The organism is Enterococcus sp. AMC1623 (assembly GCF_058216495.1).
The window spans coordinates 3417189-3435901 of record NZ_CM177096.1 but is presented as its reverse complement, the minus strand read 5'-3'; the positions used below and the strand labels follow the sequence as shown (position 1 = coordinate 3435901).

The 18713-nt window shown below is 34.9% G+C and carries 17 protein-coding genes and 1 other RNA gene; 5 read left to right on the top strand and 13 right to left on the bottom strand.

Translation table 11 applies throughout. The annotated features are described in order from the left end of the window. Positions 1-50: 50 nt before the first annotated feature. Genes ybaK through AC4BC7_RS16945 form a run of 3 tightly spaced genes read right to left on the bottom strand, consistent with a single transcriptional unit; the run spans position 51 to position 2482 of the window. Positions 51-533: a Cys-tRNA(Pro) deacylase gene (ybaK, locus tag AC4BC7_RS16955; protein ID WP_207941819.1), complete on the bottom strand. Its 483-nt coding sequence runs from the start codon at positions 531-533 to the stop codon at positions 51-53. A gap of 12 nt (positions 534-545) precedes the next feature. Continuing rightward, positions 546-1298, bottom strand: coding sequence for a type I 3-dehydroquinate dehydratase (aroD, locus tag AC4BC7_RS16950; protein ID WP_422389685.1), 753 nt, complete (start codon positions 1296-1298; stop codon positions 546-548). 17 nt (positions 1299-1315) lie between these two features. Beyond that, positions 1316-2482: a class I SAM-dependent rRNA methyltransferase gene (locus tag AC4BC7_RS16945; RefSeq protein ID WP_207941818.1), complete on the bottom strand. Its 1167-nt coding sequence runs from the start codon at positions 2480-2482 to the stop codon at positions 1316-1318. Positions 2483-2695: 213 nt separating this feature from the next. On the opposite strand from AC4BC7_RS16945, the gene AC4BC7_RS16940 reads away from it, so the two are divergent. From AC4BC7_RS16940 to AC4BC7_RS16930, 3 genes are all read left to right on the top strand, one after another. Then, on the top strand, positions 2696-4846 hold the full coding sequence (locus AC4BC7_RS16940) for an LTA synthase family protein (RefSeq protein ID WP_490503449.1): 2151 nt from the start codon (positions 2696-2698) through the stop codon (positions 4844-4846). Positions 4847-4961: 115 nt separating this feature from the next. Then, the gene (locus tag AC4BC7_RS16935) at positions 4962-5711 is read left to right on the top strand and encodes a hypothetical protein (protein WP_207941816.1); all 750 of its coding nucleotides are present in this window, start codon (positions 4962-4964) and stop codon (positions 5709-5711) included. Continuing rightward, positions 5690-6175, top strand: coding sequence for a hypothetical protein (locus AC4BC7_RS16930; RefSeq protein ID WP_490503448.1), 486 nt, complete (start codon positions 5690-5692; stop codon positions 6173-6175). The genes AC4BC7_RS16935 and AC4BC7_RS16930 overlap by 22 nt, the downstream gene beginning before the upstream one ends. A gap of 60 nt (positions 6176-6235) precedes the next feature. On the opposite strand, the gene AC4BC7_RS16925 is transcribed toward AC4BC7_RS16930, so the two are convergent. From AC4BC7_RS16925 to AC4BC7_RS16915, 3 genes are read right to left on the bottom strand one after another with little or no spacing between them, the layout of a single operon-like run. Next, positions 6236-7681 carry a sensor histidine kinase gene (locus AC4BC7_RS16925; RefSeq protein ID WP_207941814.1) on the bottom strand — a complete coding sequence of 482 codons (1446 nt, stop codon included), beginning with the start codon at positions 7679-7681 and terminating at the stop codon, positions 6236-6238. After that, entirely contained in the window at positions 7681-8397 is a 717-nt protein-coding gene (locus AC4BC7_RS16920) for a response regulator transcription factor (protein ID WP_207941813.1), read from the bottom strand. Before AC4BC7_RS16920 ends, AC4BC7_RS16925 begins: the two co-directional genes overlap by 1 nt. After that, positions 8394-8729: an SdpI family protein gene (locus AC4BC7_RS16915; protein ID WP_207941812.1), complete on the bottom strand. Its 336-nt coding sequence runs from the start codon at positions 8727-8729 to the stop codon at positions 8394-8396. The genes AC4BC7_RS16920 and AC4BC7_RS16915 overlap by 4 nt, the downstream gene beginning before the upstream one ends. Positions 8730-8874: 145 nt before the next feature. Between AC4BC7_RS16915 and AC4BC7_RS16910 the strand changes: the two genes are divergently transcribed. Next, positions 8875-9645, top strand: coding sequence for a Cof-type HAD-IIB family hydrolase (locus tag AC4BC7_RS16910; RefSeq protein WP_490503447.1), 771 nt, complete (start codon positions 8875-8877; stop codon positions 9643-9645). A 50-nt stretch (positions 9646-9695) separates the two neighbouring features. On the opposite strand, the gene AC4BC7_RS16905 is transcribed toward AC4BC7_RS16910, so the two are convergent. From AC4BC7_RS16905 to AC4BC7_RS16875, 7 genes are all read right to left on the bottom strand, one after another. Next, positions 9696-10469 carry a ChbG/HpnK family deacetylase gene (locus AC4BC7_RS16905; RefSeq protein WP_207941810.1) on the bottom strand — a complete coding sequence of 258 codons (774 nt, stop codon included), beginning with the start codon at positions 10467-10469 and terminating at the stop codon, positions 9696-9698. Beyond that, positions 10466-11866, bottom strand: a complete 1401-nt coding sequence (locus tag AC4BC7_RS16900; protein WP_207941809.1) for a PTS transporter subunit EIIC — start codon at positions 11864-11866, stop codon at positions 10466-10468. The genes AC4BC7_RS16905 and AC4BC7_RS16900 overlap by 4 nt, the downstream gene beginning before the upstream one ends. A gap of 2 nt (positions 11867-11868) precedes the next feature. Then, positions 11869-12702 carry a PRD domain-containing protein gene (locus AC4BC7_RS16895; protein ID WP_490503446.1) on the bottom strand — a complete coding sequence of 278 codons (834 nt, stop codon included), beginning with the start codon at positions 12700-12702 and terminating at the stop codon, positions 11869-11871. A gap of 217 nt (positions 12703-12919) precedes the next feature. After that, positions 12920-13286: a transfer-messenger RNA gene (gene ssrA, locus AC4BC7_RS16890) on the bottom strand. Positions 13287-13591: 305 nt separating this feature from the next. After that, positions 13592-14059 (bottom strand): PTS sugar transporter subunit IIA, encoded by a 468-nt coding sequence (locus AC4BC7_RS16885; RefSeq protein ID WP_207941807.1) that lies wholly within the window; start codon positions 14057-14059, stop codon positions 13592-13594. Between the two features lie 13 nt (positions 14060-14072). Further along, complete coding sequence (locus AC4BC7_RS16880) at positions 14073-15428, bottom strand: class-II fumarase/aspartase family protein (protein ID WP_490503445.1); 1356 nt, start codon at positions 15426-15428, stop codon at positions 14073-14075. Positions 15429-15432: 4 nt separating this feature from the next. Continuing rightward, positions 15433-16992, bottom strand: a complete 1560-nt coding sequence (locus AC4BC7_RS16875) for a PTS transporter subunit EIIC (RefSeq protein WP_207941805.1) — start codon at positions 16990-16992, stop codon at positions 15433-15435. Positions 16993-17136: 144 nt separating this feature from the next. On the opposite strand from AC4BC7_RS16875, the gene AC4BC7_RS16870 reads away from it, so the two are divergent. Further along, the gene (locus tag AC4BC7_RS16870) at positions 17137-18684 is read left to right on the top strand and encodes a helix-turn-helix domain-containing protein (RefSeq protein WP_490503444.1); all 1548 of its coding nucleotides are present in this window, start codon (positions 17137-17139) and stop codon (positions 18682-18684) included. Positions 18685-18713: the final 29 nt, after the last annotated feature.

Genomic DNA, 18713 nt, shown 5'->3' with positions numbered 1-18713 from the left:
GTCAGCGCAAATTTGTAAGAACAAGCGCTTCTCATGCGTTCGGATATTTTTTATTCGGTAATATCTACCAATTGCCCTCGAGTAATCTTGACTAAATCTTGCGGAGCTAATTCCATCTGTAATCCACGGCGCCCAGCTGAAACGATCATTGTAGCCAATGATGTAGCAGATTGATCGATGTATGTGGGAAATAATTTTTTCATTCCTACAGGTGAACAACCTCCACGAATATAACCCGTCGTCGCTTCTAAATCACGTAAATGGAGCATTTCGACTTTTTTATTATTACTTGTTTTGGCAATTTTCTTCAAGTCCAGTTCGCGATTTCCAGGAATTACAGCTACTAATGGGCCTGTTTTGTTCCCGACTGCTACTAACGTTTTATAAATATTTTCTTGCACACCTAATTGCTCCGACACGTCAGTCGCACTCAAGTGATCTTCAGACCATTCATATTGATGTTCCACATAAGGGATTTTTTGTTGTTCAATCAAGCGAATAGCATTGGTTTTAACACTTTTTTTCTTTGCCACATTTGCCACTTCCTATTGTTCGGTTACATGCAGTGCATCAAGAATTTGGGCTAATTGCTCGACAGGAATTTGCCCAGGAGCAGACGCTTGATCCAATGAACCAAATGTAAACACTGAATCAATAATCTCACCGCTTACCCGAGTAACTTTGCCCAAATCTCCCATCGCCATTACTGCTAGCGGTAATTGATTAAAGACACGAACTTTTTGCGGAATGCCCATTACTCGCAAAACATCTTGTAAATTATGGGGCATTACAGCAAGTTTTCCAATATCTGCACCAAATTGGTTCATCACATTCACGCGATAAACTAATTCACCATCGGCAGGTGTTTTTTCAAAGTCATGAGAACTCATAATTATTTTTACAGCAGCATTTTTTAAATCGTTAATGAAATCACGTCCTAAAAATTGCGCTACACTCAATTCCACATCCATTAAATCAACCAAACCTAAATACGCAATATTCGTGTATAAGTTTTGATAGGCAGTTAAAGAAATGGATTGTTCGCCCCCTTCTTCTTTGGTTCTAAAGGTAAACAACAAAAGCTTATCCGTCATTTCACGAAGAACTGCTACAACATCATATACTTTTTCTAAGTCAGCAACATCATCAAAATAATCGACACGCCATTCAATAATTTCCGCAGCTGATTCATTCGCTCGCATACATTGTTCGATTATTTCCTTTTTTGTTGAGCCAACTAGCGGTACACAAATTTTTGGTCGTCCTGATCCGATTGTCATTTTTCGTACTTGCAACAAAAAAAACACCCCATTTTTTATTTTTTCACTTGATAGAAATAAACTTTTAGGTAATCTCCTTCTGGAAAATGTGGGTAAACAGCGAAATCACTAGGCAAATGATACGTAGCGATTTTTTCAAAGTCCACTCCTTTTTTCACAAAAGCATCTTCAATCATTTGTTGGAAACGTTGTGGTGACACATTGGCAGCATTAGTTGAAGCAATAATCACACCGTCTTTAGTTAAAATATCCACGCTATCTTCAATTAATTCACCATAATTTTTTGCCACACGGAAAACTTTCTTTTTATTACGTGCAAAACTTGGTGGATCTAAAACAATTAAATCAAAGCTTAATTCTTTTTTCTTAGCATACTTAAAATATTCAAAAGTATCCATTACATGGATTTTTTGTTGGTCTTCTGCTAATCCATTCACAGCAAATTGCTCTTTAGTCTTAGGTAAACTTCTTTTCGCTAAATCGACGCTTGTTGTTTGAATGGCCCCCCCCATTGCTGCTGCAACTGAAAAAGCACCTGTATAACTAAACATATTTAAAACGGTTTTGCCTGAAGCAAAGCCCTCTGCTAACAATCCTCTTACCTCACGTTGATCGAGAAAAATCCCAGTCATTAAACCTTCATTTAGATACGTAGCATATTGAATGCCATTTTCTTTTATCACTAACGGTTCTGGTGCCTGTTCGCCGTACACAAATTGACTTTCTGGCAAGGTGGATTCAAAACGAATTTTCTCATACGCACCTTTAATTTCTGGAAACACTTCTTGGAAAGCTTCTACTATAGTTGCCTTTTGATGATAAAACGTTTCATTGTACCAAGAAAAAACGGCATATTCATTATATAGATCAATAATTAGACCGCCCAATTCATCGCCTTCACCATTAATTACACGAAAAGCAGTTGTTTGCGCATCTGCATAATAAGCTTGGCGCTTTGCTTTAGCAGTTGCAAATCGTTGTACAAAAAAATCATGATTAATAGGACAATTCTCTCTTGTTAAGAGCCAACCAATCCCTTTATTTTGTCTTCCTAAATAGCCTTGTGCTAGATATGTTCCTTTCGAATCAGTAAAAGTTACCCATTCGTTTGTCTCAATTTTTTGTACTAAATCTTCTTCTTGAATTAAAGGATAGCCTTTTTTGATTTTTTTGGCTGCTTGTTGCGTCACTTTAATGTTCATATTTCCTCCACCTGCTTTGTACTCATTGTATGTAGTATAACAAAAACATTTTTCTTTGTCTGCCACCTCTGATTTTAAAGAAAAATTTAATTTCACAAAGGTTCTTCTTATTTCATTGACACACTTTCTACTCCTTAGTAGAATAATAGAGATGATTGAAAATAAGTGAACCTGTTTTTCACGAAAGATTTCAAGAAAGTGGGGAGTACTCCTTTGAAAAATTTAAAAATACCAAATTTCTTAAACACTCGTATGGGCTTCTTCAGCTTACTAGCTGTTTTGTTTTGGATTAAAAATATCGCTGCATACATGACTGAATTCAATTTAGGAATCGAAAGTCCAATGCAGTATTTTATTTTGTTTATTAATCCAATCGCAACGACCTTGTTACTATTGTCGATTGCCCTATATGTGAGACGAACGAAACTATCTTATATTACTATGATGCTTATTTATTTTGTTATGACCGTCTTGCTTTTCTCAAATGTCACTTACTATCGCGAATTTACTGACTTTATTACTATTAATACGATATTAGGTGCCGGAAAAGTTGCAGAAGGTTTAGGACAAAGTGCATTGAAATTGTTCCATCCAACCGATATTTTTTATTTCATTGACTTCATCTTATTAGGTGGCGCTTTGATGACGAAAAAAATTAAAATGGATAAACGTCCAATTCGTGCTCGAGTTGCTTTAGCTGTCTCAACACTAGCAGTCATGATTTTTTCAGGTAACCTTTTCTTAGCAGAAACCGATCGCTCTGGCTTATTAACTAGAACATTTTCTCGTGATTACCTTGTTAAGTACTTGGGCATCAACGCTTTTACTGCTTATGATGCGGTTCAAACTTACAAAACCACTCAAGTTCGTGCCGAAGCTAGTCCAAATGACATGAAAGAAGTTGAAGATTATGTTAAAGGACATTACGCTCAACCAAATGATGATATGTTTGGAATTGCTAAAGGCAAAAACGTCATTTATATTCACTTAGAAAGTACACAACAATTTTTAATTGATTATAAATTAAAAGACGAAAATGGTGTGGAACATGAAGTAATGCCATTTGTTAATAGCATTTACCATGACAAGAGTACCTATAGCTTTGATAATTTCTTCCATCAAGTAAAAGCGGGTAAAACCAGTGATGCTGAAACTTTATTAGAAACATCTTTATTCGGACTAAACCAAGGTGCCTTCTTCACGCAATTTGGTGGTAAAAATACCTTTGAAGCGGCTCCAGATATTTTAAAACAAACGCAAGGTTATACAACCGCCGTCTTCCACGGAAATTCAGGAAACTTCTGGAACCGTAATGAAATTTACAAACGTTTTGGTTATGATTATTTCTTTGATGCTTCTTATTATGATGTCAATGAAGAGAATTCATTCCAATATGGCTTGCATGATAAGCCATTCTTTGAACAATCTGCGCAATATCTAGAACATTTACAACAACCGTTTTATTCAAAATTTATTGCTGTATCTAATCACTATCCATATGCTGAGTTTACCAATGATGATGCTGGTTTCCCAATGGCAGATACGCCAGATGAAACAGTCAATGGCTACTTTGCTACAGCGAACTACTTAGATAAAGCTGTTGAAGAATTCTTCAATTACCTAAAAGCAAGTGGTTTATATGATAATTCAGTGATTGTTTTATATGGTGACCATTATGGCGTATCAAATGGTCGTAACCGTAGTCTTGCAGAATTAGTTGGCAAAACAAGTAGCTCTTGGAATGATTTTGACAATGCACAAATGCAACGTGTGCCATTTATGATTCATATTCCTGGTCAAGAAAATGGTGGCATCAATCATACGTATGGTGCGCAAATTGATTCTCTGCCAACGTTATTACACTTATTAGGGATTGATACTCAAAATTACATTCAATTAGGACAAGATTTGTTCTCTAACGATCATAAAGACTTAGCTGTGTTCCGTGATGGTTCATTTATGACTTCAAAATACACGTTCTATAATGGTACGTTGTATGACAATGAAACCCAATTACCAATCACTGAACCATCTGAAGAGCTCCAAGCCCAAATTGATGAATTACAAAAAGAAGCGAATCGTCAATTAGAAATCTCAGATAAAATTAACAATGGTGATCTGCTTCGTTTCCATACAGGTAGCGGCTTAGAACCAATTGATCCATCTGAGTATAGCTACAAAAACATTATGGAACGCTTATTAGAACAAGAAACAACACTGGGAGAGCAATCGACAAGTGTCTTCTCACAAAACAATAATCAATCAACCGTTGATTTATACGATACAAAATCTTACAAAGACTATCACCCATCAGAAACAAGTGAAGAAACAATGACTTCGACTTCTGAAAGTGAAGCAAAATAAAAAAAGGATCCGTTACTATATATAAGGTAACGGATTCTTTTTTTTAATATAAGATATTCATATTTTTTTCAAATTCCTCTTATATACTTAAAGATAAGAAAGGAGGAAGCAAATCGTGTTTAAGTTCGCACTAGCCAGCATGAAGTATCATAAACATGCCACCTTCATTTACATAGTCTTCTTGACCATGAGTAGCTGTTTGTTTTTATTAATAGATAGTCTCCGCGAATCTGTACCTGTTTTAATCAAGCAGACACAGGATTTAATTGATGCATCCGGTTATCAAGAAGAAAAACAAGCTGTTTTTCAGCAGTTGCACACAAATAGTCAACGGTTATTACTTTATTATGACCAACTACGTTCATGGTTGCTAGTGGCATTTAGTATTATTTTCTTCTTTCTACTGTTATTCTATCAACGAAAAAAAGTGCAAGAATTTACTGTATGGTACCAATCTGGAAGTTCATTTTGGAATTGGGTGAGCTTGAATTTAAGTGAATGTCTCATTCCACTACTTATAGTAACAATTGTTTTCTCGTTTCTCTTTCTATTTTATCAACATGCTATTGGAAAATTTATTTTAATGATTCATTTAGAATTTATCAATCATGTGAACGGCACATCACCTAATGTTCATTTAAGTGAAACCCATACTGTGAATCAGTTATTTATTCGTTTTCCAACAACCAATGATGCATTAATTGCGTCTATACAACTAACAAGCAAAGAATGGTTAAGTATTTTCTTTACGACTCTTTGGAAAACAATCCGTACCTTGTTTCTAACAATTTCACTAATTGGTCTTACAACACTCACAAGTTATAGTTATTGGAGGTATCGACATTGGAACAACTCATCCCATTAAATCAACTAAAGGCAGGATTCTATTTAATTACACGTGATGACTGTAAACAAGATATGTTCCAAACTACGGCTGTTCAACCCCAAGAGGTTGGAAATATCACCAATGATTTACAGGTTTTGCCATTCCTATCTTTAAAAGATAATTTGTTACTCGGTGTGAAACGTCGGATGAAACTTAAATTGCGTTTTTATTTATTGTATATGGAACTATCACCTGATGTCTTTACACAATCAATCGATGAGCTTTCTTCATTAGATAAACTCAAATTACAGCTGATACGTCAACTATTGCAACAGAAAAAAGTCCTCTTTTTAACGCATTGTTGCGAATCGCTATCGATTCAAGAAATTCAATGGTTCTTACCATTTTGCCAAGAACTCGCTCACTCACAACAATTAAAAATTCTTTTATTTAGTTCAGATAAACAATTAACCACTACACCCTATATTGATAAAATTCTCTAAAAAAATCCCGAACAAGGCGCCATAAACGCGCAAGTGTTCGGGATTTTTATTGTTGCTATATTAATCTTTAATCTCTGTATCAGGGAAACTAATTCTAAAAGTTGTCCCTTGATTTAATTCACTTTTCACATCAATTTTTCCTTTATGCAAACGGACTAACTGTTGTACAATCGGCAGGCCTAAACCAGACTCACCAAATTTACGATTCTTACGTGAGGGATCTACTTTATAATATCTATCCCAAATATTTTTCAACTGTTCTTCTGTCATACCGATACCTGTATCTGAAATCTCAATAATGGTTTCTAAGTAACCTTTTTCGATTTTTACACGAATTTCGCCATCTTTTGTAAATTGAATAGCATTTTGAATAATATTTACCATGATTTGCACAAAACGATCATAATCAGCAAAGATGTCGATTTCTTGTGTAGTTTCCAAAATAAGTTGGTCATTAGCGGGCTCGGCCTTACTTTCTAATTGAGATAAAATGGTTTTCAAGGCATCGGTAGCATTGAATTTTTTTACAACAATCGAAATTTGATTGGTTCGAATTTTTTCATAATCTAGATTTTCATTTACTAAACGAATCAAGCGCTCTGTTTCATTTTTCATTAAGCGAATTGCATTTTCTTTTTGATTTTCTGGAATGGCATTGTACTCCAAACCTTCTAATAGACCATTAATAGTTGTCAAAGGTGTACGCATTTCATGAGAAGCATCTGCCATAAATTGTCGACGGCGCTCTTCTTGGCGCTTAATCTCTTCTTGTGATTCTTTCAAGGAGAAGGTCATTTGATTAAAGTCTTCTGCTAGTTCATCAAACTCATCGCGATTATGGACTGGTAAAATGATATCAAAATTCCCATTAGCGACTTCTTTGGTGGCACCTTTCATTCGATTAATTCGCCGTACTTGGAACATCGCATAAAAGTAACTAATGATTAAAGCTACAATTCCCGACAACGCAAATCCTTTAATTAAATTCAACGTAAATTCATTGGCGGTATCTTGGATATTTCGAGCCGGTTGTGTCACAATCAACGCTCCATAAAATTCATCGTTTAAATTTACAGGAATCATTGTATAAGACGTAGTTCCTTTTTTCCCAAAAATATCTTGTTGCAAGGTTACTTGTGGTGTCTGACCTTCTTGTAATTTATCCCAATACTCTTGACCAGGAAATACTATTTGTCGATCGTTGGTTACTGGATACAAAACATCGCCATCGTATTTTAAAAACACAAACGTTACATCTTGTTGGTTTAACGTCATTTCTGAAATAGTCAACGCCCGAATTAAGTCCAATTCCAAATCATAAGATGGAATTGTGTCGCTGGTTGCATGCATTACTTTGACAACTGCGTTTGCATACCCCAATAGTTGATTGTAATTATTGGTTTCTATGGTTTGTCTTGTCATTTGAATAAAGGCAATCCCCAATGTCATCAACGTAATGCCAATAACAAACCAAAAAGCTAGTAATTGTTGATAAAGATATCGCATTAGGCAACACCTGAATCATCAAATTTATACCCAACGCCCCATACAGTTTGAATCACTTGTGGACCCACTTTTTCAATTTTTTGTCGCAATTTTTTAATGTGCGCATCTACTGTACGCTCATCACCAAAATATTGGTAGTCCCAAACAAGTTCTAACAATTGTTCACGCGAGAACACTTGGCGTGGTTTTTTCGCTAAGGTGTACAATAAATCAAATTCTTTAGGCGTTAAACCATCAATCGGTTGGTTATCTAAATAGGCTTCACGTGTTTTGGTATTCATTTTAAAATGGTCTGTTTCTACATCAAATGTTTGGTCGTCATCCGCAGAAGCGATGACTTTTTCAGCTAGTTCACTACGGCGATGCAAAGCTTTCATCCGAGCAATCAGTGTTAGCGGGCTAAATGGTTTTGTTACATAATCATCGGCTCCCATCTCCAAACCAATTACTTGATCGCTTTCAGAATCACGTGCAGTCAACATGATAATCGGTACTGTACTTGATATTTTACGGATTTCACGCGCAACTGTCATCCCGTCCATACTTGGTAAGTTCAAATCAAGGGTAATCATATCCCAGTGTTCTGGTTCTGCCAAAAACGTGTCTAGCCCTTCCTTTCCGTCATATTTAAAGGTTGCTTCCCAGCCTTCATTTAGAAAAAACATTTGCATCATTTCTGATACGGATTCATTGTCTTCAATCATTAATATATTCATTCTTCTTCACCTCTATGTTGTAAATCAAACTTTTTTAATTTTGTTTCAATACAGCCAAACATCGGCGCAATAAACCAAGGAATTGCTAACATTTCGACAATAAAAAAATTTGTTCGATGTGTATAATTCAAAAAAAAGCCGATAGCTGCCATGATAAAACCAACGAATAAAAAGAAGCGGGCGCTTACCATTTGTGCATATGCCCAATGCGCTTGGCTCTGCTTTGATAAATAAGAACGATACCCATAAACCAAATTCTCCATCTTAGCTGGCAATAATAAAAAGGCTAACCCAATGACTAGAAAAATACCACCACAATACAAAAAAATCATTTTGACACTCCTAGTTTACATTCTTGTTCTAGTATACTCGAAATTTCGTTTCACACCAACAACTTCATATTTTCTACTATAAATATTTGTCTTTTTTTCATTCTTTGTTAAGATAAAGAAGATACAATTTAAAGGAGAGTAATTTATGACCTATCAAGCACTAGCTTTTTTTGATTTAGATGGTACTTTATTGGACCAGCATTCCAAAATCACCCCTGAAATTACTGAAGCAATGACACAATTAAAAAACAACCATGTCTTACCCATCATCGCAACTGGACGGACAGAAACTGAAACACATCATATTCGTGAAGCAGCCGGTATTACATCAAATATCGTGATGAATGGTGCTTTTATCCGAATTGATGGAGAAGAAGTTTATAATGAAACAATTGATCCGACTATTTCTGAACGAATGCTTCATGCTGTTGAACAAAAACAACATGCTTTGTCGTTTTATAATCCGACTGGTTATTGGTCAACTGGTTACAACGATAACATGCACAAAGCGTATAACTTTATTCACAGTAAAATGCCTACAATCGATCCATTAGGCTATAAAGAAAAAGACGTGAACATGTTATTGATCCTTTCACAAGATGGCGATGAATATTATCATGAATTATTTCCAGAATTGACTTTCTATCGAAATGGTCCTTATTCAATTGATACGGTCAATAAAGGAACGTCAAAAGGAAAAGCTGTGAACAGATTGCAACAGTTAATGAACTTAGAACATGTACCAACATTTGGTTTTGGTGATGGCAACAATGATTTTGCCCTTTTAGAAGCTTGCGACCATAAAATTGCCATGGGAAATGCTGTCGATGGCTTGAAAGAAATCGCCAGCTTTGTCACGAAAAAAAATACAGAGGGTGGCATCATTCACGCCTTGAAGCATTTTGATTTAATTTAACAGAATAGAAAAAACTGTCACCTTAATTATCCTTAAGGTGGCAGTTTTTCTTATAACTTTCTGTAATCAATACATTCAATGTCTCTTTCAATAATTTGTTGTTTTACTCTAGGATCAATCAACATTTCCACTTCTTGTGTACGTGGAATCAATAGAGAAGAATTAGCTAAAATAAACGCATCTAAGTATCCTGGATGAAAAATCATCATACTCACACCATCTTCATGCAAATGATCAAGCATGTTCTCAAATGTTTGATATGGATTATAGTTTTTACTCATACTCTCCATTATCAAATAAACTTTTGTCTGATTAATTTGAACAGAAGCATCTTTTTCTAAGGAATTAGGCTCCGCTTCCTCAGGTAATCCTGAATAGACTAAGTCATGCTCTTTTGCAAAAAACTCTAATGCTTTAAAAAAGTTCGCACTAGCAATCGCATGACCTTCAAAATAATCGGGCTTCTTACCAAATAATGCTAAAAAACGATGATATTGTGCTTCAATTTCAATCAAAGCTTCCTCAAAAACGACAAAATCTGATGTGGCTTCACGATATTCTTTTGAAGATTTAAAATTCCCCTTTTCATCTACCATTGATGGAATCTGTGTAGCATCAGAAATTGGTTTTCCCACACAAATATTCGTATGTTGCCCAAATGCAATATCCTCGTTTATTAGTAATGAAACACCATGTTGTGTTGCTGGCATATTGACCATTACGCCCACACTTTGAATCAATCCTTCTTTCACCGATTTTTCAATACCGTAGTTTACAGCTTCTGAATAACCTAAATCATCCGCTCTCAATAAAATTTTATTCATATTTTCACCTTCTCTTTACTTGTTACACCTAATCCATAAGTCACAATTGCTGTTACAACAAAACCAAGACCACACGCAATCAAGCCATTAATCGTATTCGCATTTGTCCCTCCAAAAAATCCGGTCATTGAAATAAAACTAGCAACTGGGATTAAAGAGTACATTGTTACACCTGTAATTCCTGCATACAAACCGCCAACAAAACCGCCGACAATCAATCCAATAAATGGTTTTTTATAGCGTACTCCTAAGCCATACAACGCTGGTTCGGTCACACCTCCAATAAATGAAGCGATTAAAAAGGAAAATGCTAAGGCCTTCTCTTCTTTATTTCTAATTCTTAAAAATGCTCCTAAACTCATTCCAGCTACACACATACTTGCTACGACAGCAGCTGGTGATACCACAGATTCTTGACCACTCTGAGCAAATACTGTAATCATCGTAGTAATCATTAATAGGTGCATACCTGTCATAACCAAAAATTGCCACAATGCTGCAATTACTGCGACAGCTAAGAAACCACCTAAAGAATCCAAGGATAATAAGAAACGACTGATGTATTCCCCTACGATAAATCCGATTGGACCTAAGACAATTAATGAAATTGGCAACATAATTACTATTGTTAATGTCGGAACAAAAATAGTAGCTAAAGTAGCAGGGATCATTTTTTTTAAAAAGCCTTCAATATATGACATAATCCAAACAGATAAAATAATTGGAATAACTGTACTCGTATAATTTTGAGTGTTGGCAGGAATACCAAAAACGGTAAAGTTGACTCCTTCTGTTGCCAATTGAATTAAAACGGGATGAATCAAAATTCCACCCAAAAACATGCCCAAAACAGGTGTTACGCCAAATTTACGACTGGCTGTATACCCAATCATGATTGGGAAAAAATAAAATCCTGCATCCCCTACAAAAGTTAATAACGTAAATAGGTCGCTTCCTTCTGCCAAAATCCCTAACATAGAGGGACCTAGCAAAGCAACTGCCATTTTAAACATAGATGCAGCAACTAAAACTGGAATCAGTGGGGTTAAACTGCCTGCTAATCCATCTAAAATTTTATTGCCTGCAGATTTAAACGTTAATTTTTCCTTTTTATCAGATGAAATACTGCCCAAAGTTTCTTCTTGTAATCCTGCTTGTTGCATGAAAGCTTCATATACCCGTGGCACCGTTTGACCAATAATAATTTGAAATTGACCACCGGATTGTGCTACCCCTAATATACCATTGATTTGTTTTATTTCTGCTTCATTTACAATACTAGCATCTTTCAAATTTAAACGAAGTCTCGTCATACAATGAGTCGCATTAGCAACGTTATCCTTTCCTCCAATACTTATTAAAATATTCTCTGCCATTTGTTGATACTTCTCACTCATACTTATCCCTCCATATTTTTTTCATATAATCGGTTGATATGGATCATCAAATACAATAACTCATCATTCGACGTTTCAATCCGTAAACGTTCTTTAATCAAGACTGCTACTTTCACAGCAATTTCAAAAATTTGTTGATGCTCTTTTTTTATACTGTCTAATAAATGATTACTTTTGGTGATAAACTGCCCATCATTTCTCACTCGCTTGAAATAATACAACATATGCATTTGAAATCGATTATAATTAAATTCTTGACGATCGATTGCTATATCTAGCTCGTCTTCTACTAAACTTGTAATTTGTTCAATCGTTTCATCAATTGCCAATTCTTCTTGTGTCATTTTATATTCTTCTTGACTGTTCAAAAAATGAATCGTTATACTCGTGATTTCACTTTTCGGTAAAGAAACTAAGAGTTTTCTTTGAATAATTTTTACTGCTTCCGTCGCTAAATGAGTTTCTTTAGGATACAATTGCTCCATCTCGTGTGAATAATTTAATTTAGCGTCTTTATAAGTTGATAAACGTTGGATGGCAAATTGAATATGATCGGCTAAACTAAAAACCAACGTAGGATTTAATTGTTCGTTTAATTCTTTTTGTGCCATAACCACTATTTCTGTACTAACATCCATAATTTCTTCAGATATTTCATTTAGCAATAACTCAAAATGTTTATTCAACTTATAAAATGTCATTGTAATTTGACTAAGGTCTGCTAATTCATATGGCGTTTTAGGAAACCCAATGCCTTTTCCAAACGCAATTAAATGGTTGCCTTTACTATCCACACACTCAGCAACATTGTTGTTGATTTTTTTTATCACTTTCATTACTTTCACCCCACAAAAAAACTCCCTGAATGCATACTCCACCCCTTTCAGGTATGGTAATGCCTCCAGAGAGTAACAATCCATTTATTTTTCATAATTTACCACATTTAGAAAACGCTGTCAATATTTTTTCTAGCAATAAAGAGACTACCTTGCCAACAATCGACATAAAAAAGCTTCAAATCATTGTTTAACAATGATTTGAAGCTTTTTAGCCATATGGAGGCGGCGGGAGTCGAACCCGCGTCCAAACATATCGCCACTCAAAAATCTACGCTCATAGTCAGTTCTATTTAAGAGATTCGCTTAATAAATCGCCGAGTGACAGGCTACTTATATCGCTAGTCTGATGATCTCTTCTAAATTTTACAGACGGAAAAATTTAGCGTATCCCACTTAGAATAGGACCCTGACCCGAGCACATGGGCGATGCCGGGAGGATCTACGTTAACTGTTTTTAGGCAGCTAAAGCGTAAGAGTTATTGTTTTTAGCAGTTATATTTAACTGTAACGTTTTTACGTAGACGTAACCTACGAAGCGCAATTCAAGTTCGAACTATGCCTGTCGAATCCGTAACGCCCCCCTTATAAAGGGGGTATTGCTACCGAATATTAGTATAACACAACTCCGCTTGATTTCAACTAAAAAGTTTTGACCAGTCTTGACTAATCAACATTTGTCATAATTGACGTAAAATTTTACAAAATGTAACAAAACTCATCTAATTGTAATCGTTTTTCATGCTACTATTTTTTATATAAAAAGGAGGACGAGATTATGGAAGAATTATTCTTTGCACCTTTTGATTGGTTATACGGGATTCTCTCGGGTAATGGTAAATAATAAAACGAGACAGAAGGTATTTCAGAACTTCCTGTCTCGTCTTTTTTATTTCACTTCACCAATTACTGTTTTAGCTGTATATTGGCCTGTTTTAATATCCAGTGTCGCACTTTCACCATTCGTCCAAATGACCATCGTAGTTGTCGGTTTGTTTTTGGATTTTAGATAGTCTAAATCGACAGTTGCCAATTGTGTATCAAAATCGACTTCTGCACCTTCTTGAACTAAAATGTCAAAACCATTTCCTGCCAATTCGACTGTATCAATACCAATGTGGAGTAATACCTCCAACCCTTTTTCATCGACTAGTCCTAAAGCATGTTTAGTTGGAAAAATACTAGTGATTTTTCCTTTAATCGGTGCATATACCTTTCCTTCAGATGGTTGAACGGCAAAACCATCACCCATTGCTTTTGAAGAAAATACCGCATCTTCTACTTCAGTAATAGGGATCACTTGACCTGTCATCGGACTAGCAATTTCATTTCTTTTCTTTTTAAATAAATTAAACATAACCTATCCTTTCTTATAACTGTGCCACAACCTCACGACATTTTTGAGCAACTTCTTTTGCTAATTGACTAGCAAGACCTGTATAATTTTCTGGTTTTAACATTTCTAATAATTCATCTTTAGTAAAGGCTGTTCGCACATCCTCATTAGCCAACAATACATCACGATAATTTTGCTTTGTCAGTTCTGATTCAATTGCTAACTCATAAACCAATTCATGTGCTTTATCTTTACCAATCCGTTGTGCAAAGAACATCATGATATATTCACTATTATCCAACCCTTTATTCATATCCGCATTTTGAGCTAACCGTTCTCTATGAATAGTTAATGTACGAGTTAATTCTTCCGCACGAATCAAAATTTCTGTCATTAATTCCATTGCTTCTGTGACAATGCCATCAAACAACATATTTGATGTACTATCTGCTTCAAAGGGACGTGCTGCTGAATAGTAACCTACAGAAGTTAAACTATATAGTTTTTGTGCGTTAGCAATCATACCTTTTGATAATTTAGGATTGATTTTATGTGGCATTGTACTACTACCAACTGTCCCTTTACTAAAGCCTTCTGACACTTCACCGAATTCTTCAATTGATGTTTGAAAAATTTCCTCTGCAATTTTGTGTAAATTATTAGCTAATAAAGCGATACAGTTAATGTATTCAATTTTAGGTGAGCTAATATTTCGTGAAGGAATCATCATCGCAGGCATTTCTAAAATTTCTGCCACTCTCTCTTGAACAGCTATTCCGATTTCTCCCGTTGAATTGAAAGCCCCCACTGCTCCACCCATCATGGTTGTAAACACTCTTTTTTCTACTTCCTGCATACGTTCTACTGAAAGTAAAATTTCTGAAATCCAAACCGCTACTTTATACCCATACGTGATTGGAATGGCATGTTTTCCATGCGTTCTCCCTGCCATGACTGAATCCGCTTCTTGCTCTGCTAAAGTTGCTAAATTATTTAAAATATCTTTTGTAAAAGCTAAGAATTGCGCATGAATTTGTTTGGCTACTAAATTTTGTGATGTCTGTTGAATGTTTTGTGTTGTTGCACCATAGTGAATATATTTACCACTCTCTTCTCCACAAGCTAAAACAAAAACTTTTAGGAAAGGGACAAATCCATGTCCCACTTTCCGATAAATTTCGTCCATTTTAACAAAGTCTAGATTTTCAACTTTCGCCTTTTGAACAATCGTTTCTGCTGCTTCTTTAGGAATCACGCCTAATTCACCTTGTGCTTGAGCTAAAGCTGCTTCTACATCCAACCATGTTTGGTATTTTGCCTTGCTACTCAACAGTTTTTTGATACCACGATCATCCAATGATTTACTCATCGAATCATATAATGCGCCCATGGAATCACCCCTTCTTCATTTCATCGTCCACAGCATTGCGGACAAATTCTACATAAGGACCAAATACAACGTGTATATGATTCTCTTGTGGGAAAAATACACCGGATGTTCCTGAATCCTTAACCACTTCTACATCCACTTTTGTTTGATCTTTCAAGTCAATACGTAAACGAGAAACACAGTTATCAACATTTTTGATATTCTCTTTCCCACCTAAACCTTGAATAACAATCGCCGCAATTTTATCAAATTGTTTTTCAGCTAATAACGTATTGTTTTTCAAGCCTTTTTCACGCCCAAGTGTTTCTAAGTTGAAGCGAACAATCGCAAATTTGAAAACAAAATAGAATACAACAAAGTTAATTGCTCCTAAAATTAATAGATTCCACCAGTTTGTATTTTCATACATTAGTCCAAAGATTCCAAAGTCAAAAATAGTTCCCCGAATATAACCGATACCGATATTTAAGAAGTTCAATGGAATAGCCATAATTCCACATAATACCGCATAAACAACAAACAATTGTGGAGCGATAAATAGAAATGAAAACTCTAATGGTTCTGTGATATTGCCTAAGAAAGCTGTTAATACAACGGTTAAAATAGCACCTTTAGCAATTTTTTTATTATCTAAAAAGGCTGTGTGATACATCGCCAAACCAATTGCTGGAACACGGAATAATGTAGTCAACATTTGTCCAGTTGCTAGATATTTGAATAAATCTGGTGCTAATTTCCAAGCCGCATTATCTGGGCCTAAATCAAACAATACTTTGTTTGCTGCATTTAAAATCCCAATATATTGTTGGCCATCAATCATGTAGACTCCACCCGCTTCAGTAAAACGGACAATCGATGCTAAAACATGATGCAAACCAAATGGAATCAATGCTCGATGTGCAAACCAATAAACACCAACACCAAAAACATCATTCATAAAGATTGGTGAGATAAAGATTAAGAATTTAGTAAAAAGTCCCCAGACAATCGGAATGATAAACCCAACGACAATCATATAGAAGAAAGTCGCAATCGGAACAAATTTCTTTCCACCAAAAAATGCAAAGGCTAGTGGTAATTGTGTCTTGTAGTATTTATCTGTACAATATGCAGCAACTAAACCAGCAATAATCCCACCTGCTGCATCCAATTTCAAGGTTTGAATCCCCAAAACAATTCCTTGTCCTACTTCAGACATTACCTCAACATCAGCTATAGCTCCAGTGAGCGTTAAATAAACATTTACAACAATTAATAAGGTCACATATCCCAAAACTGAAGAGAACACTGCAATTCCTTTATCAATTTTTGCCATTCCATACGCAACCCCCATGGCAAATAATAACGGAATATTTTCAAATACGACGCTAGTGATTGTTTTTAAACTATTTAAAATTGCTTGAACAGCTGGCGTGCCTAACCATGCCAATTGTTCAACCATATAGCTTTGTGTTAATGCATTCGTTAATCCCATCACCATACCGATTGGAGCCATTACCCCAATTGGTAGTAATAGCGAGCGACCAAATTTTTGTATTCCTTTCTTTATATTATCTTTTTTCATTTTTATTTCCTCCTTTAATTTTATGACCTTAGCATAAATTGAAATCGGTTACGCAACAAGGTTCATTGTTGTTCATTTTTCTTTTCAATAAATAACCATGAAGGACTAAATGAACATGATATACTTTCATTAGGAGATGATTTTATGACTATCAACACATTTTCATTATATGTTGCCAATCGTGTACAAGAAGCACACCAAATCAAAATTGACTTATTAGCAAATAAAACCAACCGTTCCTCGGCAACAATTCGTCGAGCAATTCACACATTAAATGATTATTTACCTTTGAATAAACAATTTATTGTTACCGAATCAACGATTATTAACCAACTGAGTTATACTGAATTTGTTCATTTTATTCAAGAATTGACTATTTCAGATTTTTCAACTACAGGAGAAGAACGTCTCCAATTCTTACTTTGTTTATCAATGACCAATGACTTTACTAATTTTTCGAAGCTTTATGAGCTGTTAGAAATCAGTCAATCCACGAAAAAAAAAGATCGCCCTATCTTCTCACAGCTTCTGCAACAAGCTGGTCTGACTTTACACTCATTTAGAGGAAAAGGTGTCTCAATTATTGGCGATGAATTAACCTTACGAATCAAAGCTGCGTTAATTTTGAGTAAAATTATTGAAATTGATGAAGAAAATAAAATCGTTCCTCGACAAGCAAATAATCCTTGTGAGCAATTATTGTATTCTTTAATCAATAATCTGTTTGAACCGATAGCTAAAGAAAGCTCATTGCATCAGTTTATCAACAAACACGCCTTAACTTTAAACTATACTTCCATGAAATTTCTGTATGTATATTATTCACTTAGTTTGCGTAGACAGCAGCTAACCCATTTCATTAACCATCGAAACAATGTACCTGTCAAAATTCATAAGTACAGACTATTTCATCACGAGCAGGAAGACTTTGCTTTGAGTATGATATTGGCTAGTTTAGATAATCATGGAAAAATTATGTACCCGAATGATTCGTTAGTCATAACTTGTCGCACACAGTTATTTTCTTATGTAGAGGATCGGATATATACTACATTTTACTCAAAAGAACAACTGACACGCAATCTCGATCAGTATCTTTATAAATGTATTATGCGCCATTTCTTAAACTATGATTTTTACGACAATAAATTAGATGACGTCAAAAAAGAATTTTCTTTTTTATATCAATTGGTCGAATATTGCTACCAGCGTTATTTATCAAAAAAAATCACCCTTGATGAACATCAACTTAGTACGTTAACCTTAATTTTTCGTGAACATGTCTTGAAAAATAAAATTGCTGGTAGAAATTTGAAAAAAATTGTCATTATCACCAATTCAGCAAAAGAAAAAAGCAATTTTTTCTCACAACAGTTACTCTATTACTTTGATACACAAGTGATTGCTATTTTAAATATTAACGAATTGTATCAATTAAAATATTTAAAATTTGATAATCTGATGACTTTCTCGAATCGTATTTCTACGATTTTAAACGAAAATGGTTTTCCAAATATTAAAGTTAATTATTATTTCCACCCGACCGACATCGACTATTTAACCAAATTAAATTTTTCAAATAATTCGCACCGTAAACTAATCGCTGCTGATTTTGTTTCTGAAATTCAACAATGCCCGTCGGAATCACTCAGTCACTATTTAAAAGACACCTATCCCAATTTTTTTGTCTAAATAAAAAAACACCTGAACGTTAGAGACAA